Origin of the sequence: Thalassotalea profundi (genome assembly GCF_014653195.1) — a bacterium.
In the GTDB taxonomy this organism is placed as follows: domain Bacteria; phylum Pseudomonadota; class Gammaproteobacteria; order Enterobacterales; family Alteromonadaceae; genus Thalassotalea_B; species Thalassotalea_B profundi.
The window spans coordinates 446,598-466,140 of sequence record NZ_BNAH01000001.1; the positions used below are offsets into that span (position 1 = coordinate 446,598).

The following is a 19,543-nucleotide window of genomic DNA, read 5'->3' on the forward strand; positions in this document are numbered from 1 at the left end:
TTTGTTTTACTTGTATCATTATCATTATTACCTGAGTAAAATAAGTTTTGCTAAAAATCCCCTATAGAAGAACTGATTATGCCCTTGATGTCAACCGAAAATTTAGTCGACTTTACAAATAGTCGTGTTGACTTACATAGCCATACTCAATGCTCTGATGGTGGTTTAACGCCAGAGGAGTTGATAGATAGGGCAGTAAACTTTCAATTAGATGTGTTAGCTATCACCGATCATGATACGACCGATGGTCTTGATATTGCTAAAAAGCATATTTTAGATAAAAATCTTCCAATTCAACTCATTGATGGTATTGAAATATCTACCGCTTGGCACAGCTTTGAAATTCATATTGTGGGCTTAAATATTGATAAAAATAGCCCCGCACTGATTGAATTAATCAATCAACAGCAAATAGCAAGGGAACAACGTGCTATTAGTATTGGGGAAAAACTAGTAAAAAGTGGTTTACCTGATATTTATGAGCAAGCAAAAGTATTAGCGGGTAATGGATCTATTACTCGTGCACATTTTGCAAAAGTGCTTTTTAATCAAGGGTATGTTTCTACTATGCAGGGTGCTTTTGATAAATATATTGGTAAAGGCAAGCGAGCATTTGTAAAACCAACTTGGTGTACAATTGAGACTGCTATTGACGTTATCCACCAAGCGGGCGGTAGCTCGGTAATCGCTCATCCTATTCGCTACGATATGACGGCTAAATGGTTGAGACGTTTAATTATTCAGTTTAAAGAAGCAGGTGGAGATGGTTTGGAAGTTGTTTTACCGCAAATGAATAACGAACAACGCCAACGTATGCTAAACTATTGTTTAGAATATGATTTGCAAGCGTCTTTAGGATCTGATTTTCATTATCCAAGTAAGTGGGCAGATTTAGGAAAAAACCTAAGGTTACCTGAAAACTGTAATCCTATATGGAAACATTGGGCGAATCACTAATCAACACAACTGAACAAGGAGCTTTTATATGAGTCAGTTTTTTTATGTTCACCCTGAAAATCCGCAAGGACGACTGATGAAACAGGCTGCAGACATGATTCATCAAGGTGCGGTAGTGGTATATCCTACAGAATCAGGCTATGCACTTGGTTGTCATATCGGTGATAAAAAAGCGTTAGAGCGTATTTGTAAAATTCGTGACATTAGCAAAAATCATAATTTTACCTTAGTGTGTAAAGACTTGTCTGAGTTGTCCGAATATGCGCGTGTTGATAATTCAATTTTTAGATTAATTAAAAATAACACCCCAGGGGCATATACCTTTGTATTTAAAGGCACGAAAGATGTGCCTAAACGCTTACTAAACCCGAAAAAGAAAACGATTGGTATTAGAATTCCTGAAAACCCGATAGCACAAGCTCTACTAGCCGCGCTTGAAGAGCCGATAATGTCTACCACGTTAATTATGCCAGGTGAATCTCGAGCTGAATTCGATCCTGAACATATTCGCGATCTGTTAGAGCATCAAGTCGATTTAATTATTGATGGCGGCTACCTTGGCGAAAAACCTACTACAGTTATTGATTTTTCTGAAGGAGAGGGTGAAATATTGCGCGTAGGACAGGGTGATCCAACACCTTTTGAATAATAAAATGAACAAAAAATCATCGGGTGAAATGCATCAGCAACAACTACCTCTCGCGTTTATACGCGGAGAGGCTTACATCAATAAACCTCAAGATTTATTTATTCCTCCCGATGCGTTAGAGGTCATTCTTGAAACATTTGAAGGCCCTCTAGATTTACTCTTGTATCTGATCAAAAAACAAAAATTTGATATTCTCGACCTTCCTATTGCTCCTATAACTACTCAGTATATGCATTATGTTGAGTTGATGAAAAATGTAAAATTAGAGCTTGCTGCAGAATATTTAGTTATGGCTGCTATTTTGGCTGAAATTAAATCGCGTTTGTTATTACCTAAACTACATATAGAAGATGAAGAAGTTGATCCTCGAGCTGAACTTGTTAGACGTTTACAAGAATATGAGGTGATTAAATATGCAGCTCTAAACCTTGATAAACTTCCTCGTATGGAGCGTGATTTTCTATGTGTAAACACCAATCTTCCTGAAAATATACCAATGCGTGCTAATGACAGTGATGTAGATTTAATGGAGTTGGTCAGCGCACTTCAAGACGTATTAAAGCGTACTCAAGCCTATGAACATCATCATATTGCTAAAGAATCGTTATCAACAAGAGAGCGTATGAGTAAAATTCTTAATATTTTACAACAGCACACAGATAATGAAGGTTTTATCGCTTTTGAAGCGTTATTTGAGCCAAAAGAAGGACGAAACGGTGTTGTTGTTACATTTTTAGCGTTATTAGAATTATTAAAAGATCATTTAGTTGAATGTATTCAAACTAATGGATTTGGTCGAATAAATGTTCGAGCGAGCTGAAAATTGACGATAAATTAAGATGATAATGGTAAACTATGACAAGTTTAAGTAAGCAGAAATTAATCAAGCTAATTGAAGGTGCTATTTTTGCGTCATCTAGCCCTTTATCTTTAATGAAAATTAAGCAGCAATTATTGGTTGAATATACGGTTAGTCATCAACAAGTGTTAAATGCAATTGCTGAAATAAGCTTAGTTTACAAAGACAGAGCAATAAATCTAGTTGAAGTCGCTTCAGGCTATCGTTTTCAAGTGGTTGATTCGATCGCAAGTGATATAGCGGTATTATTTCAAGAGAAAGCCCCAAAATATTCTCGCGCGATACTAGAAACTTTAGCATTAATTGCTTATCGACAGCCAATAACTCGTGGAGAAATCGAAGATGTACGTGGTGTTTCTGTGAGTAGTCATCTCATTAAAACATTATTAGAGCGGGATTGGATAAAAGAAGTAGGTCATAAAGAAGTACCTGGGCGACCTGCACTATTGGCAACAACAAAAGAATTTTTAGATTATTTTTCGTTAAAATCATTGGCACAGTTACCACAATTGATGCCATTATCAGAATCTTCATTAACAGATATTGAAATGCAATTAGCAAACTCTGAAAGTGAAGAAAGTACTCAAAAAAGAGAGACAGAGACTAAATAACCATAGATAACTTAATTAATATTAGCTTAATCCACTTTAAGCTAAACTATTTTTATAAGTTACTAGGTTGTGATGTTACTGACGTAAGAGAGTTAGCCCTATGTCTGAAAAACTACAAAAAGTATTGGCCCGCGCGGGTAAAGGTTCACGCCGAGAAATGGAAACAATTATTAGCGCAGGACGCGTTAGCATCAACGGGCAAGTCGCTTATCTAGGCGATCGTGTTGAAGGTAATGAACAAATAAAAATTGACGGTCATAGTGTCAGTTTACAAGCAAAAGACGAAGAAATTTGTCGCATACTAATGTACAACAAGCCAGAAGGCGAAATGTGTACTCGAAAAGATCCTGAAGGTCGTCCTACAGTATTTGACAGATTACCTAAGCTTGATTCAAGCCGTTGGATTGCAGTAGGTCGTTTAGATATCAACACGTCAGGAATGCTACTGTTTACCACTGATGGGGAACTTGCTAATCGATTAATGCATCCTTCCCAGAGAGTGGAGCGAGAATATGCTGTTCGAGTTTTTGGTGAAGTAAATGAAGCCATGCTACAAAGGTTAAGAGCAGGGGTAAAACTTGAAGACGGGCCTGCACGTTTTCAAAAAATTAGTTACCGTGGTGGTGAAGGACGAAATCATTGGTTTCATGTGGTATTGTCTGAAGGTCGTAACCGAGAGGTTCGCCGTTTGTGGGAAAGCCAAGAAGTACAAGTAAGTCGTTTAATCCGTGTGCGTTATGGTGATATGGAGATGAAACGTCAGTTACCTGCTGGCGGTTGGACTGAACTATCTCTGCCCGAAGTTAATTATTATCGTCAATTAGTTAACTTAACCCCTGAAGTGAAAAGTAAGGTCAAGGTTGATGAAAAGGTTATGGATAACGCGAAAAGTCGTCGTATTCGTCGCTCGGTTAAAAAGCATCAAAGTCGTCAGCAACAGGCAACCCGTAGACGCCGTAGCTAAGGTATATTTACGTTAAATTATATTCAGCATTGGAAGTAGTAGTGCAAAAACAGTACATTAAAGAACAAGGTGACTTAATTCAATTATGTCAACATTTGAAAGAATCAGATGTTTTAATGGTTGATACGGAATTCGTAAGAACGCGAACACTTTACCCTAAATTAGGTTTACTGCAAGTTTGCAATGGTGAGTATCTTGCGTTGATAGATCCGCTTGCGGTGGAAGACTTAACTCCTTTTTGGGCGTTAATTGAAGATGAATCGATAGAGAAGGTTATTCACGCTTGCTCTGAAGATTTAGAAGTGTTTTTAACACAAGCTAATTGTCGCCCTAAAAACTTAATTGATAGCCAAATAATGATGGCATTTTTAGGCCATGGGTTGTCTTTAGGTTATGCGGCAATGGTTGAGCATTTCTTAGGGGTTATTATCGATAAATCTGACTCTAGAACTGATTGGCTCAAACGACCATTAACTGCAAGTCAAATTAGTTATGCGCAAGCAGATGTTGATTTTTTATATCAACTTTATCCAACACTTAAGTCACAATTATTGGCAACTCCTTGGTTTGAAGCAGCGAAACAAGAAACGGAATTGATGATTGAGCGTAAATTTACCCCTACAGACACTAGCCAGCTTTATCGTCATATTAAAATGAGTTGGCGCTTAGGTGCTAAGCAATTAAATTTACTACAATATTTAGCGCTTTGGCGACTAGATCAAGCACAAAAACGGGATATGCCAATAGGTTTTATTGCTAAAGATCCTACATTAATTGGTCTTGCTAAGCATAATCCTTCTAGTCTCTCGGCTATGAGTAATATTGAAGGTGTTGATACTTTAGATATTCGTCATAAAGGTAAAGCAATGCTATCGGTATTACAAAAAGCTAATGAAGTGAGTGAGAATGACTATCCAGAAACTATTGTGCGTTTAGATGAATATCCAGGTTATAAACAACTTTTTAAGAAAATTAAAAGCTTCATTGCTGATATAGCATCTCAACATGAGCAAACAGTAGAGAACTTAGCTTCTAAAAAGCAAATTAATCAATTTTTGACATGGCACTTTAAGCTCAAAGGGGAAAACATTCAGCAAGAACAGGTTGATATTCTACGTAATTGGCGAATGAAATTGTTCGGTGAACAATTACTTGAGTTGGCTAAAGATGATTTTTCTCGTATGGAATAGGCGAGTAATTTTGTTTGTACGAACCATTTTTATTGGTACACAATCCAATATATTTATTTTTCAAGGCTGTTATTATGTTATGCGCGGTTTATAGAAGTCCTAAAAAGGCTCAAACTTATTTATTTGTAAAAAAAAGAGATGATTTTTCCGAAGTACCAGATGAACTTAAGTCAATGTTTGGTTCGCCAATATTAGTGACAATTATTAACTTAGCGACTAAAACTAAACTTGGATTGGCTGATATTAATAAAGTGAAAGAAAATTTGCTCACACAAGGCTATTATTTACAGTTACCGCCGCCAGAAGAGGATTTATTGAAAGCACATAGGGCTGAACTCAAGCTTGACCAATTATAATCATTTATTGAGACATAAATACTGAAAGTAAACTTATGATTTATTCTAAAAATTTTATATTAATGACCAAAAATATGCTGGTTTTACTTACTGTTATCTTATTTACCAGTATGTTTGGCGTAAAGGTTGAAGCAGCATCAACCAAAACACCATTGAGTGAAGAGGAGTTTTTACTTTATGTTGAAAAATTGAAAGTTGAAGCACAAAGTAAAAATTTCTCAATAGAATTTATTGAGAAGGTCTTTTCTGAACCTACATTTTATCGTCGAGCAGTTAAAGCTGATCGTAATCAACCCGAAGTAGTAGAGACCTTAGATACCTATCTACCTAAACGTGTACCTGATTGGAAAATTAAACGTGCTAGGGAACAATTTAAAACTCATTATGAGCTGCTGACCAATATTGCTGAAAACTTTGGTGTACAACCTCGTTTTATCATTGCTTTATGGGGACTTGAAACCAATTTTGGTAAAATAATGGGGAACTACAATGTAGTTTCAGCTTTGGCGACACTTGCATATGAGGGGCGTCGTGAAGCCTTTTATAAAAAAGAATTATGGGCAGCATTAACAATCATTAATGAAGGTCATATTGATGTAGAAGATATGAAAGGTTCATGGGCAGGCGCGATGGGACAAAACCAATTTATGCCAACGTCCTTTCTTGCTTATGCGGTAGATGGTGATGGTGATGGTAAGAAAGATATATGGGGTAATCAAGCTGATGTCTTTGCATCTATGGCTAATTATCTTAAAAAAGAAGGCTGGAATCGTGATTTAACCTGGGGACGCCAAGTTAAATTACCTAAAGGTTTTGATAAAACATTAGCAATACCTCAAAGAACGGGTGGACGTAAACAATGGTTAGCGGCATGGAAAAACACCGAAAAAACGTTAGCACAGTGGCAAGCGTTGGGTGTTAGAAGAGCAGATGGTACTGATCTCCCTAAAGTAGACATTACTGCAGCTCTAGTCTTTCCTGATGGTGAAAAAGGGCGAGTGTATTTAGCTTACGATAATTATAAAAGTTTAATGCACTGGAACTTATCTTATTATTTTGTCACTTCGGTAGGACACTTGTCAGATCGTATTAAGTTTCCACCAATAGATTAGTTTCCAAGTAACATGGTATTAATGAAATTAGCATTAGGAATAAATTAGTGAGTTTGATAAAAGACGCCCCCCCTTTTTGGCAAAGTAAAACTTTAGAGCAAATGACTCGTCAAGAGTGGGAGTCGTTATGTGACGGGTGTGCTAAATGTTGCTTACATAAATTCATTGATGATGAAGAAACTGACGATGAATCAGAATTAATGCCAACAACCTACATCAAAGAAGGTGAGCAGATGAATTACAGCAATATAGCCTGTCATCTGCTTAACGATAAAACATGTCAATGTAGCCAATATAGCAAACGCACTACATTAGTACCTGATTGTGTTCAACTTACCCAAGACAATATTGATAGCGTGTTCTTTATGCCGCCAAGCTGTACTTATAGACGTTTAAAAGAAGGGCGAGGTATCCCTTCATGGCATCCTTTATTACATAAAGGTAAAAAATCAGCTATGCATAAAGCTGGCATGTCAGTTCGTGGAAAAATTGTGAAAGATAGTGACGTCGATCTAGATTATTTTGAGGACTATATTGTTTTATGGCCGCTTGATGATATTGATTAATGCTAGAGTCTGTTTCAATATAAACTCTAGTATCCCTTGGTATTTGGGTATGTTATTGAATAATTATTAATTATCTCTCTATGCAAACTAATACCTAAACAGGCTTACCTTTCCTTATTACTTTATATTTAAAAATAAATACTTATTATCACTATAATTTATAATGAATATATCTAGCTTTTCAATGTTATTGCATATTTTTTGTATGAATAATTAGCTATAAATGATACAACAATTGATGCTAATTCAAACAATAATAATAATTAGTATGTTGGAATCGGGAAATACTCGTTTTAATAATAATAAATAAAATAGGTGATTTATGATCATTGGGATCCCCAAAGAAACCCTCAAAGGAGAAAATCGTGTCGCGTGTGCGCCCAACGCGGTATCGTCACTCAAAAAATTAGGCTTTGATGTAAGTATTCAAAAAGGTGCAGGCACTAAAGCTAGCTTTTTTGATGATGAATTCTTAGCCGCAGAAGCAGAAGTGGTCACTAAAAAAGTATGCTGGCAAGCTGATATTATCTTAAAAGTGAATCCTCCCACTATCGAAGAAGTTGCTCAAATGAAAGATGGGGCTACGTTAATCAGTTTTCTAGCACCAGCAACTAATAGTGACTTATTAGACTTATTAAAAGCTAAATCAATTACCAGCTTAGCGATGGAAATGGTACCCAGAATGACACGTTCTCAGTCAATGGATGCCTTAAGTTCTATGGCGAATATTGCTGGTTATCGTGCTGTTATTGAAGCAACACATCAGTTTGGACGCTTTTTAACAGGACAAATTACTGCCGCAGGGAAAATGCCTCCAGCAAAAGTCATGATTATTGGCGCGGGTGTAGCTGGTTTAGCTGCAATTGGTACCGCTGGAAGCTTAGGTGCGATTGTACGTGCTTTTGATACTCGTCCTGAAGTGAAAGAGCAAATTGAAAGTATGGGAGCTGAATTTCTTGAGCTTGATTATGAAGAGCCAGAGGATACAGGTTCAGGTGATGGTTACGCTAAAGAAATGAGTAAAGCTTTTATTGATGCTGAAATGGCGTTATTTGCTGAGCAAGCCAAAGATGTCGATATTATTATTACTACGGCGATGATCCCAGGGAAACCGGCACCTAAATTAATTACCGCAGAAATGGTAGCCTCGATGAAAACAGGGAGTGTTATTGTTGATTTAGCGGCAGCAGGTGGCGGTAACTGTGAGCTAACTGAAGCCGGTAAAGTAACTAATGCTAATGGCGTACATATTATCGGCTATACAGACTTAGTATCACGATTGCCCAATCAGTCTTCTCAACTTTATGCCAATAACTTGGTTAATTTATTAAAGCTGTTATGTAAAGACAAAGACGGCCAATTAACGATTGATTTTGATGATCAAGTGGTTCGAAATATGACGGTAGTGAAAGACAGTGAAATTACTTTTCCACCGCCACCTATTCAAGTAAGTGCAGCTCCCGCACAACCTAAAGTAAAACCGTCTGCAACGCCTAAAGAAGTTGAAGAAGAATCACCCCCAAGTAATAAAAAATATTGGTTTATGGCCGCAGGCGCTTTAGTTTTTTCATGGATAGCAAGTGTCGCACCGGCTGACTTTTTATCACATTTTACCGTTTTTGTTTTAGCGTGTGTTATTGGCTATTACGTTGTTTGGAACGTAAGCCATTCATTACATACGCCTTTGATGAGTGTTACTAATGCTATTTCAGGCATTATTATTGTCGGAGCCTTATTACAAATTGGTAATGGTAATATCGTGATACAAGTTTTGGCGGGTATAGCGGTATTAATAGCAACAATAAACATTGTTGGTGGCTTCGTCGTCACTAAACGTATGTTAAAAATGTTTAGAAAATAGGGGGCTGACGTGGAAGTATCTCAAGGTTTTATCTCGGCTGCTTATATAATTTCAGCCTTATTATTTATTTTTTCTTTATCAGGGTTAAGCAAACAAAAAACTGCTGAAACGGGAAACTGGTTTGGTATTGCGGGTATGTCCATTGCCTTACTTGCGACCATAGCTGATCCAAGAGTTGATAACGTATTGATGATTGTGATCGCCATGATCATTGGTAGTGTTATTGGTTTAAGGCTGGCTAACAAAGTAGAAATGACACAAATGCCTGAGCTTGTAGCAATTTTACATAGTTTTGTAGGTTTAGCAGCAGTATTAGTAGGCTTTAATAGTTATTTTAGTGTTGATCATTCTGTGCAGATAATGCTGACTGAAGCACAGCAAGTCGCAAATAATATTCATTTAACAGAAGTTTTTTTAGGTGTCTTTATTGGTGCTGTAACTTTTACAGGCTCTATTGTTGCTTACGCTAAGCTTAGCGGTGCGTTAAATTCGTCTGCACTTATGTTACCACATCGTCATAAGCTGAATTTATTAGCCGGTGTAGTATCCTTCGTGTTGATGATTATTTTTGTTAACGCTGGTGGCTCTGATAATGCACTATATCTTATGACGGCTATCGCTTTACTTTTTGGATGGCATTTAGTTGCATCTATCGGCGGAGCTGATATGCCTGTTGTAGTGTCAATGCTAAATTCTTATTCAGGTTGGGCGGCCGCTGCGGCAGGTTTTATGCTAAGTAACGACTTATTGATTGTTACAGGAGCTCTTGTTGGTTCATCTGGCGCAATTTTATCTTATATTATGTGTAAAGCGATGAATCGCTCATTTATTAGTGTGATAGCGGGGGGATTTGGAACAGATGTTGTTATTGAAAGCGATACTGACTACGGAGAGCATGTTGAAGTACAAGCAGAATCGGTTGCTGAAATGCTAGGCAATGCTAAATCAGTAATTATCACTCCAGGTTACGGTATGGCGGTTGCTCAAGCACAATACCCTGTATATGAGTTAACACAAAAGTTAATTGATAAAGGTGTAAATGTGCGTTTTGGTATTCATCCTGTTGCTGGTCGTTTACCTGGACACATGAATGTTTTACTTGCTGAGGCTAAAGTTCCTTATGATATAGTATTAGGAATGGAAGAGATTAATGATGATTTTGCTGAAACTGATGTAGTTCTCGTTATTGGCGCAAATGATACTGTTAATCCTGCGGCAACTGAAGATCCAACAAGCCCTATTGCCGGAATGCCTGTATTAGAAGTATGGCATGCTAAAAATGTAATTGTTTTTAAACGCTCAATGAGTACGGGGTATGCAGGGGTGCAGAATCCTTTATTTTTTAAAGACAATACTCAAATGCTATTTGGAGATGCAAAAGACTCTGTTGAGAAAATTTCAAAATCGCTTTAGTTAATGAGTGAGTCGTTATAGACTCTTAAGCGAGTTATTCGAACAAAACGTTTGGTATAAACCAGTAGTTGCAACACTACTGGTTTTTTTATATTTATTACACAAAACGAGTATGAGCATTCTATGACATTTATCGAACAATGGGTTGGCACTATAAACAGTTATTTATGGGGAAGTATTTTAATTTACTTACTTACTGGATGTGGTATTTGGTTTACGCTTCGTTTAAAAGCCATACAATTAACTAGATTTTCTCATATGTTTACCTTGTTAAAGTCTAGCCGTACAGCCAATGCTCATGGTATTTCTTCTTTTCAAGCTTTGTGTACATCATTAGCTGCACGTGTTGGTACCGGAAATTTAATGGGGGTCGCTGTTGCCATATCATTAGGAGGAGCAGGGGCAGTCTTTTGGATGTGGGTGATTGCTGTTGTTGGTATGGCGACAGCATTTGCTGAAAGTACTTTAGGTCAGCTTTATAAAGAAAAAGATATCAACGGAAATTTTCGAGGCGGCCCAGCTTATTATATGAGTAAAGGTTTGAAAAATAAGCATTTAGCTATGTTGTTTTCACTTTGTTTATTTTTTGGTTATGGTTTTGTATTTAGCTCGGTACAAGCTAACTCTATTACCGATGCTTTCAATGGTTCTTTTGGTATCAATCCTATAATTACAGGGATTACTATTACCTTAGCTACAGGTTACATAATCATGGGAGGGCTAAAAAATATTGCACGCTTTGCAGAATTAACGGTGCCTTTTATGGGGCTTGCTTATTTTATTGTCTGTATTATCGTTATTAGTCAAAATATCACTCTTATCCCTGAGATAATCATGGATATCTTTAATTCAGCATTTGGTTTAAAGGAAGCCGGTAGTGGATTAGTTGGTGCTGCTATTGTTCAGGGCGTAAAACGTGGCTTATATTCAAATGAAGCTGGGATGGGAAGTGCGCCAAATGCTGCTGCCGCTGCTGTACCTTACCCGCCACATCCTGTTTCTCAAGGCTATATTCAAATGCTTGCTGTTTTCTTTGATACGATAGTGATCTGCTCTTGTACCGCTTTCTTAATCTTACTTTTTGATGGCCATGGCGGTGAAATAAAAGGCATACAATTAACCCAGCAAGCGTTAGCTTTTCAAGTAGGTGATTGGGGAAGTGATTTTATTACTGTCGCAATTTTACTTTTTGGCTTTACTTCTATTGTAGCTAATTTTGCTTATGCGGAAAATAATTTAAAATATTTGAGGTTAGATAATTTACTCGGGCACTGGTTTTTACGTATTGGGTTTTTAGCTATGTTGGTTTTTGGTTCAGTGGCAAGTTTGCCTGAAGTGATTGCATTAGCGGATTTATCAACAGGATTGATGACCGTAGTGAATGTTACCGCTCTGTTTTTACTGACTAAAGTGGTTGTTCTAGTCACTAAAGATTATCATCAACAATTGGCTGATGGTAAGCTGCCAGAATATAGCCCCAATGTTGAAGAACATAAGGCATTGCATTTAAGTAAAGGCATCTGGGCTGAGAAATCTTAAGGATTTAAGCTGACGTTAAATATACTGTCAAGCTTGGCCTTAATACTGTTATAATCGCGCATTATTTTGTTTTATTATTGCTATATTAAGGTCATTGAATGAGTGTTGATGCTATTGGTTTATCGGAAAACTTACTTAAAGCGGTAAAAAAGTGCGGTTATAAAAACTTAACCCCGATACAACAACAAGCTATTCCTGCTATTCGTTCAGGTGCTGATATTCTTGCGAGTGCGCAAACAGGCACAGGGAAAACAGCCGCTTTCAGTTTACCTATTCTTGACGCTATTTCTAGTAATAATGATACGTTACAGGCATTAATTCTAACGCCTACTCGTGAACTAGCTCAACAAGTTGCTAAAAATATAACGGCTTATAGTGAGTTCTTACCTATATCTTCAGGTGTTATTTATGGCGGTGTTAACATGCCCGCTCAAACTAAAATGCTAAAATCAGGTATTAATGTATTAGTGGCGACACCGGGACGATTATTAGAGCATATGGCTTTGCGTCATGTTGATTTATCTCATGTGAAGTTTTTTGTACTTGATGAAGCCGATCGTATGCTAGATATGGGGTTTTTAACTGAATTAGAACGTATTCTTGTTGCAATAAAACAGAAACATCAAACGCTAATGTTCTCAGCTACTTTTTCTCACAAAGTGAAAACATTAGCGAATCAAATATTACATACCCCTAAATCTATTGGTGTTGCTAAACAAAATGCGACTTCAGGTAAAGTAAAACAATCAGTTTATTGGGTAGCAGAAGCAAGAAAACGAGAGTTACTTTCTGAATTAATTGGTGTAAATAATTGGAAACAGGTTCTTGTTTTTGCAGGAACGAAAGAAAGTGCCAATATACTTGCTAAAGAATTAAAACTTGATGGTATTAAAGCCGCTTTATGTCACGGAGATATCTCCCAAGGTGGCAGAAATAAAGCGCTTGAGCAGTTTGCACAAGGCCAAATTAGAGTACTCGTTGCAACAGATGTTGCCGCTAGAGGCTTGGATATTGAAGATTTACCTTATGTAATTAATTTTCATTTACCTTTTTTAGCGGAAGATTATGTACACCGAATAGGTCGTACGGGTAGAGCTGGAAAAACTGGTACAGCTATTTCTTTAGTCAGCCCTAAAGATGAGAAGTTTTTACAAAATATAGAAACATTAATCGGTCGAACTTTCGATCGTATTGTTGAACCAGGCTATGAATTGGATAAAGCTACACCAATAATTCATCAACAAGAAGAACAGGCACAAGTAGTAGAAAAGAAAAATCGCTACCAAACTACGCAAGATAAAAATAAAGCTGTAGCTAAAAAACGTAATGATAAAGCTAAAAGTGCAACTAAAAATACGTCAAAATCGCCGAAAAAGACTAAAGTAACAAAAAACAGCAAAAGAAGATAAAGACATTAAAGTCTATTGGATATATAAGATACTCTTTAATCACTATGAAAAATTTTGCTGATTATATAAATGTGGAAACGCCTTTTATTTATAGAAATACCTGCTGGTTTTGTGGTGAGCCAGCATCCACTATTTTTTCATTTCCCCATCATTTACATCAAGTTGTTAATTGTCGTCATCCTAATTTAACGCTTAATTCGTGTAAGGAATGTACGCAAGCGGGCTTAAAATCTAAGGCTAACGATATTTGGCAAGTTGCACATGATGTTAAAGTTTTCTTAGTCAAAACCTATCAAAAGGATTTAGCTATTGGCCTTAATTGGACAAAAGAGGAGCTGGCTAATAGCCAGTTTGAAGGTGGTAATTTTGAGTCTTTTCAACGCAGTGCTTGGTTTATGTATGAAGTTGCTCAAAATAGGGTGAACTTTTCACATTGGCCATTAGTTATTAATGGAATAAAAATAGAAAGTAGTGAATGTACGCCATTAGTGTTTACTTTTGACGGTACCACTTACCCCTCTATTGAACAGGCAATGGAGCATTACAGTGAAGTGTTTCAAATAAATAAAGACTATTTACAACAAGTAATAGCCAAGCTAGGTAGTAAACGTTTTTCCACGGCAATTAGATTTTGTCGCTTAATGATTAATGCTACCTCAGCTGAGAGAAAAATAGCGCTTAATGAATTAACTTAAGCGCTATTATATGGGTTAAACGACGGTTAAAACTCGTGGCATATTCATTTTACGACTGTAAAGCATATTATCTGCACGTTCAAATAAGCTTTTTTCATTATCGGCACGATTCATAAAGGTATAACCTAAACTACAGCCGACTTTATATTTGTGTAGTAATGCATTCTCTTGAATAGCATTTTCAATTCTACGTTCCATTATATGTAATGATTTTTCGCTAGCATCTTCAACAATAATAGCGAATTCATCACCACCAAAGCGGAATAGACTGTCTGAGTCACGTGTACTCATACGTAAAGCATTAGCAAATTCTATGAGAACATCATCGCCAATATTGTGGCCGTAGCTATCATTTATCGCTTTAAACTTATTAAGATCTCCCACAACAATACCCAGTCGTGACTTTTGTCTATTAGCGTGATGCATAGCACGTTTCAATTGTTGATCAAAATGACGACGATTACCTAACCCCGTTAGACTATCTTCAAGGGCTATTCGTAAAGCTTTTTGATATTTTATTGCATTGTTAATGGGGTGAATTAACAACTTATGAAGCTGTGTTAAAATTTTATGGTTGGTAATACTTATAGGTGAATTTATTGCATAGGTAAGTGTACCTAAATAACGATTATTTAATTTAAGTTCAAATATACGTTCTTTTTTACCTGCTTTACTACCCCGAGCGGCAGAACTAATGTTGGTTTGTTTAAAGTATAACCCTGAAAAATCAACAAATTTTGCAGCTTCCATGGCAAAAATATTAAGTAAATGATCAAGTTCTAACGTAGTCTGAAGTTGCTCTGCTAACGCCAGTTTACGATAGTTATCTTTATGATCTCGCGTATCAAATAATTTAAATGCATTAAAATCAACACGGGTATTTTCGACTAAGTTTAAAGTTTGCATATTGCCACCAATTAACAGGAATACACATAATAAGCAAAAATTATGCCTATTTAAAAGTTGGGGCGATTTGTAAAAAAATATAATATTTTCAATGAAATATGGTTTTTTGATTTATAGGTAAGGTATTGCCAACAAGTTGACGGCAATATCTTACCTATAAAGCGGCAAAGAAAATGTTATGAGTAAAAATTTATTAGGTTTTATCTGAGGAAATAATCAGTACATTGCTTAAAAACAATTTTAAAATCTGACGGGCTTGATACGTGAATAACTTTTCACGCCTTAAAAAATCACGTTATACTCATTCATATCAGTTCTTCTGTTTATGTCATTAATCTTCGTCGTCTCAATATAATTATAAGGTAAATTGTGTCAGTGCATGTCGAAATTCTTGCTATTTTAATGAGTGCGGTGGTTATTGTCTGGTTATTTAGGCGATTACACTTACCCGCTATTCTTGCTTATTTAGTTGCAGGAATGTTGGTCGGCGAGCATGGCTTTGCATTTGCCCAAGAACATGTTGACTATGAACATTTTGCAGAACTTGGCATTGTTTTTTTACTATTTACCTTAGGTTTAGAATTTTCATTGCCTAAACTTATTGCGATGCGACATCTTGTGGTTACTGTGGGTAGCTTACAAGTTATTATTTCTTTAATCTTTTTCATGATTATTGCGCTAGTTACCGGGCAAAGTTTTGGTAGCTCCTTTGTTATCGGTGGAATTTTAGCTTTATCTTCTACGGCTATTGTTATAAGGCAATTAAGTGAAAGCGGTGCAATGAAACGAAAATCAGGTCAGATCTCAGTTGCCGTATTATTGTTTCAAGACGTAGCGGTAGTTCCATTATTGATTTTGATCCCTATGTTTGCTCAAAATTCAGAAACCTCTATGTTGTTAGCTTTATTAACTGCATTAGTTAAAGGGATTGTGGTTGTTTTTTTATTATTAATGTCAGGTAAATGGTTTCTTCCTCGTTTATTTAACTTAGTGGCTCAAGTACGTACTGACGAGCTATTTGTTTTAACCACTTTATTGGTCACGTTAGTTGCTTCGGCCTTAACTCAGTGGTTTGGTTTATCAATGGCTTTAGGTGCTTTTCTTGCCGGTATGATGTTAGGTGAAAGTCAGTATAAACATCAGCTTGAAGCTGATATTCGCCCTTATCGTGATATTTTATTAGGGTTATTTTTTGTTACGGTAGGAATGAAGCTTGATAGTAGCGTTTTAATAGCTTCACCTTTTAAAATTTTGGTTGTATTAATTGGCTTTATGACTGTAAAAATTATCGTGATCCGAAAGCTTGCGATTATGGCTGGTGAGCAAAATAAAGATGCTTGGGCATCAGGTATCATGTTGGCCCAAATGGGAGAGTTTGGTTTTGTACTGATAGCTTTGGCCAATCAAATCAAGTTATTACCTGTTGATGTTGCTTCAATATTGCTTGGTGTTGGAGTTATTAGTATGGCTATAACCCCTTATATGATTAACCATGCACGAGTTTGGGGGATATGGCTAAGTAATGAAAAAGTTGATAATCATGAAAATCTTGAACAATTACCCGCAAATAAAAAACTGAAAGATCATGTTATTATTTGTGGTTTTGGTCGAATTGGGCAAACGGTTAGCCGTTTTTTAAAACAAGAAAATGTTGAATTTGTTGCCATTGATATTGATCCATTAAGGGTAAGTAAAGCACGTGAAGCAGGAGAAAATATTTTATTTGGTTCATCTCGTAAAAACGAGTTATTACATGCAGCTCATTTAAACAATGCTAAATTGGTGGTTATAGCTTTCGGAGAAGATAAACAGTCTTTAGAGGTGATTCAAAAAGTACGTTCATTATCGCCTGAAGTACCCATTTTAGTCCGTACTAGAAATGATGATAATTTAGTGGCTTTACAAGAAGCCGGTGCTGACCAAGTGGTCCCTGAAAGTTTAGAGGGCAGTTTAATGTTAGTCTCTCAAGTATTATCGTTAACTGGGGTTCCTTTTACTCGTATTTATAGGCGAGTTCAAAATGAACGTAAAAATCACTACAATCATTTACATGGATTTTATCAAGGTGAAAACACAAATTTAGGCCCAGAAGCTATTGATAGAATTGAATTTGCACATGCGATTCATTTAAATGATGACTCTTTTGCATGTGGACAATCAATAAAGTCATTAATGCTAGATCCAAGAAGAGTTGTAATTGTTTCGCTACGAAGAGAAGATGTTGAAATGGAAAACCCCGATGAAAATATTGTGTTGTGCTCGCAAGATACACTAATAGTGCGTGGTAAGCCTATAAGAGTCGAGTTGGTTGAGCGTTTTCTACAAGAAGGCCATTAATAATGATGATAATTACCTAATTGATTTAACTAATGATAGCTATTGAAAAAATGATCGAGGATCACTACACACATGGAAACTTATTAAAAACGATTGAGTTGGCATTGAGTCAATTTGACGCCAAGACTGATAAAGAGCTACTTAGGTTCTTATCAGCAATTGATGAGTTTCATATTGGTGGTAGCGAAGCGACGATGAACCTAATTAAACAAGCTGCATTGTCTGCTAATAGTTTATTACTAGATATTGGTTGTGGGCTTGGCGGAACTGCTAGGTATTTAGCGCGGCAGTTTGATAGCCAAGTCGTTGGTATAGACCTAACTGCTGAATATCTGAGTGTAGGGAAGATGGTTAATCAAAAGCTAAATTTAGCCTCCCAGATAAATTTAATACAGGCAAGTGCACTAAATTTACCTTTTTTAGATAATACTTTTGATGGGATTACTATGTTACATGTAGGTATGAATATAGCTGATAAAAAACAGCTATTTTCTGAAATTTACCGCTGTTTACGTAAAGGAGCTACTTTTTTACTTTATGATGTAATGCAAGTTAATCAAGATAAGATTATTTATCCTCTTCCTTGGGCATCAACAGTTGATAATAGTTTTGTATCTACTTTAGATACATATATACACATATTGCTAGAGCAGGGGTTTGAACACTTAAGGATAAATGATCGTCGAGAGTTCTCACTTAAATTTTTTAATGAGCAGGCAATTAAAAGAAAACAGCAAGGGAATAAACCTCAATTGAGCTTACAAACATTATTCAAAGATAATGCAAAAATTAACTTTATTAATTTAATTAATCAAATTAACAGTAATGCATTAGCGCCCATTGAAATTATTGCTATGAAAAAAAATTAAGATTTATTATTTAAATTTAAAAATTCTCGTATTGGTATTTCTTTTTCCATAGCATCTTCAAAGCCAAGTTTTATTAAGCGTTTACAATAAGCTTTTTCAAATAAAATATAGCTGATTAAACTCGATTCTGACTCGCTACTAATACCAATGGTGCGTAAGAGGATACGTAGTGATAAAGGCAATTCATCAAAGTGCTCTAACGCCATAGCATTAAAGTCTTGGCTAGGGTTTAAAAGCATAGAATCAATTGTTTTTAACCCTTTATTTTCTACTTTTAGTTTTTCAGGGATCAATGAAACGGTAGCATTGATTCGTTTCATTCTTTCTAAGTCACTTTGTAAGGTGTCAGAAAAAATGCCATCAAGCAGATGTCCTGCAATTGTTGCGGTAGTTGGTGGGTGCGGATTGTTCTCTTTTGCATGTAATGGCTCTGTTGGTTGATCTACACCGACAATAAATAACTTTTCACCGCCTAAATGAATTGCTGGACTTAGTGGTGATAATTGATGAATTGAACCATCACCAAAATGTTCATTTTTAATTTTAATTGAAGGGAACACTAATGGAATCGCGGCAGATGCCATTAAATGCTCTGAATCGATCTGACAAGGCTTACCATAGCGTTTTTCTCGGTACCAAGGGGCAATACTTGATTTAGATTGATAAAAGCTAACAGAGTCTCCGCTAGTATAGCTCGATGCTGTTACTGAGATGGCAGAGAGGTAGCCTGATGTAATATTAACGTCTATTTTTTTAAAATCGACAATTTCATTAAGTAATTGCCTAAGTGGCATATTATTTAAGAAACTACGTGCTGTTTTATTGGCATAATCAGCTTGAAAGCTTGCTAATAATCCACGAGCTAAATGTCCAAACACTCTAGTAGGATCGCTATAATATATTCTACCAGTATTTAGGTTTTTCCATACCCATTCTAATTTTTTTACGGCAAGATGAAAACAAGATGCATGGCAAGCTAACGCGGTGCTATTAATAGCCCCAGCAGAAGTACCACATATTATTGGAAATGGGGTTGCGTGGTTTCTAGGTATAAATTTAGCAATAGCACTTAATACACCGACTTGATAAGCCGCTCTTGCACCACCGCCTGTTAAAACTAATGCATTTTTAGTATCTTGATAACTTGCCTTAGAAACCATACTACTTAATTTAGACTTATTTTATTGTTAATGCTTAAGTGTAAAGGCTTTTAAGTACTTGCTCTAGTGAATTTGTAAGAAATTTAATTT

18 protein-coding genes are annotated in these 19,543 nt (G+C 36.2%); 16 read left to right on the forward strand and 2 right to left on the reverse strand.

What is annotated here, in order from left to right; genetic code table 11:
* The first annotated feature begins 78 nt into the window (after nucleotides 1–78).
* The 14 genes from rnm to IE155_RS02025 all read left to right on the forward strand — a co-directional run bounded on the left by rnm (nucleotide 79) and on the right by IE155_RS02025 (nucleotide 14,181).
* A complete protein-coding gene (gene rnm, locus IE155_RS01960; protein WP_229816966.1) occupies nucleotides 79–957 on the forward strand; it encodes an RNase RNM in 879 nt (292 codons plus the stop codon).
* A 28-nt stretch (nucleotides 958–985) separates the two neighbouring features.
* A complete protein-coding gene (locus IE155_RS01965) occupies nucleotides 986–1,606 on the forward strand; it encodes an L-threonylcarbamoyladenylate synthase (protein ID WP_189376391.1) in 621 nt (206 codons plus the stop codon).
* A 4-nt stretch (nucleotides 1,607–1,610) separates the two neighbouring features.
* Nucleotides 1,611–2,426 carry a segregation and condensation protein A gene (locus IE155_RS01970; protein ID WP_189376392.1) on the forward strand — a complete coding sequence of 272 codons (816 nt, stop codon included), beginning with the start codon at nucleotides 1,611–1,613 and terminating at the stop codon, nucleotides 2,424–2,426.
* 35 nt (nucleotides 2,427–2,461) lie between these two features.
* Nucleotides 2,462–3,076: an SMC-Scp complex subunit ScpB gene (gene scpB, locus IE155_RS01975; protein ID WP_189376393.1), complete on the forward strand. Its 615-nt coding sequence runs from the start codon at nucleotides 2,462–2,464 to the stop codon at nucleotides 3,074–3,076.
* A 100-nt stretch (nucleotides 3,077–3,176) separates the two neighbouring features.
* Nucleotides 3,177–4,040, forward strand: coding sequence for a 23S rRNA pseudouridine(2605) synthase RluB (gene rluB / locus IE155_RS01980; RefSeq protein WP_189376394.1), 864 nt, complete (start codon nucleotides 3,177–3,179; stop codon nucleotides 4,038–4,040).
* Between the two features lie 41 nt (nucleotides 4,041–4,081).
* Complete coding sequence (rnd, locus tag IE155_RS01985) at nucleotides 4,082–5,230, forward strand: ribonuclease D (protein WP_189376395.1); 1,149 nt, start codon at nucleotides 4,082–4,084, stop codon at nucleotides 5,228–5,230.
* A gap of 74 nt (nucleotides 5,231–5,304) precedes the next feature.
* On the forward strand, nucleotides 5,305–5,586 hold the full coding sequence (locus IE155_RS01990; RefSeq protein WP_189376457.1) for a YcgL domain-containing protein: 282 nt from the start codon (nucleotides 5,305–5,307) through the stop codon (nucleotides 5,584–5,586).
* Between the two features lie 35 nt (nucleotides 5,587–5,621).
* Nucleotides 5,622–6,698, forward strand: coding sequence for a lytic murein transglycosylase (locus IE155_RS01995; protein WP_373295346.1), 1,077 nt, complete (start codon nucleotides 5,622–5,624; stop codon nucleotides 6,696–6,698).
* Nucleotides 6,699–6,754: 56 nt separating this feature from the next.
* On the forward strand, nucleotides 6,755–7,264 hold the full coding sequence (locus IE155_RS02000; protein ID WP_189376459.1) for a YcgN family cysteine cluster protein: 510 nt from the start codon (nucleotides 6,755–6,757) through the stop codon (nucleotides 7,262–7,264).
* Between the two features lie 322 nt (nucleotides 7,265–7,586).
* Entirely contained in the window at nucleotides 7,587–9,125 is a 1,539-nt protein-coding gene (locus tag IE155_RS02005; RefSeq protein ID WP_189376396.1) for a Re/Si-specific NAD(P)(+) transhydrogenase subunit alpha, read from the forward strand.
* Between the two features lie 9 nt (nucleotides 9,126–9,134).
* Nucleotides 9,135–10,538: a Re/Si-specific NAD(P)(+) transhydrogenase subunit beta gene (pntB, locus tag IE155_RS02010; protein WP_189376397.1), complete on the forward strand. Its 1,404-nt coding sequence runs from the start codon at nucleotides 9,135–9,137 to the stop codon at nucleotides 10,536–10,538.
* Between the two features lie 123 nt (nucleotides 10,539–10,661).
* Nucleotides 10,662–12,077 carry an alanine/glycine:cation symporter family protein gene (locus IE155_RS02015; protein WP_189376398.1) on the forward strand — a complete coding sequence of 472 codons (1,416 nt, stop codon included), beginning with the start codon at nucleotides 10,662–10,664 and terminating at the stop codon, nucleotides 12,075–12,077.
* 98 nt (nucleotides 12,078–12,175) lie between these two features.
* Complete coding sequence (locus IE155_RS02020; RefSeq protein WP_189376399.1) at nucleotides 12,176–13,486, forward strand: DEAD/DEAH box helicase; 1,311 nt, start codon at nucleotides 12,176–12,178, stop codon at nucleotides 13,484–13,486.
* A 44-nt stretch (nucleotides 13,487–13,530) separates the two neighbouring features.
* A complete protein-coding gene (locus IE155_RS02025; RefSeq protein ID WP_189376400.1) occupies nucleotides 13,531–14,181 on the forward strand; it encodes a hypothetical protein in 651 nt (216 codons plus the stop codon).
* 15 nt (nucleotides 14,182–14,196) lie between these two features.
* On the opposite strand, the gene IE155_RS02030 is transcribed toward IE155_RS02025, so the two are convergent.
* Nucleotides 14,197–15,087: a GGDEF domain-containing protein gene (locus tag IE155_RS02030; RefSeq protein WP_189376401.1), complete on the reverse strand. Its 891-nt coding sequence runs from the start codon at nucleotides 15,085–15,087 to the stop codon at nucleotides 14,197–14,199.
* A gap of 369 nt (nucleotides 15,088–15,456) precedes the next feature.
* On the opposite strand from IE155_RS02030, the gene IE155_RS02035 reads away from it, so the two are divergent.
* Both IE155_RS02035 and IE155_RS02040 read left to right on the forward strand, forming a co-directional pair.
* On the forward strand, nucleotides 15,457–17,424 hold the full coding sequence (locus IE155_RS02035; RefSeq protein ID WP_189376402.1) for a monovalent cation:proton antiporter family protein: 1,968 nt from the start codon (nucleotides 15,457–15,459) through the stop codon (nucleotides 17,422–17,424).
* Between the two features lie 32 nt (nucleotides 17,425–17,456).
* Nucleotides 17,457–18,293 carry a class I SAM-dependent methyltransferase gene (locus IE155_RS02040; RefSeq protein ID WP_189376403.1) on the forward strand — a complete coding sequence of 279 codons (837 nt, stop codon included), beginning with the start codon at nucleotides 17,457–17,459 and terminating at the stop codon, nucleotides 18,291–18,293.
* Here the strand turns inward: IE155_RS02040 and IE155_RS02045 are convergent.
* Nucleotides 18,290–19,453, reverse strand: a complete 1,164-nt coding sequence (locus IE155_RS02045) for a patatin-like phospholipase family protein (protein WP_189376404.1) — start codon at nucleotides 19,451–19,453, stop codon at nucleotides 18,290–18,292. The two genes, IE155_RS02040 and IE155_RS02045, sit on opposite strands and share 4 nt — an antisense overlap.
* Nucleotides 19,454–19,543: the final 90 nt, after the last annotated feature.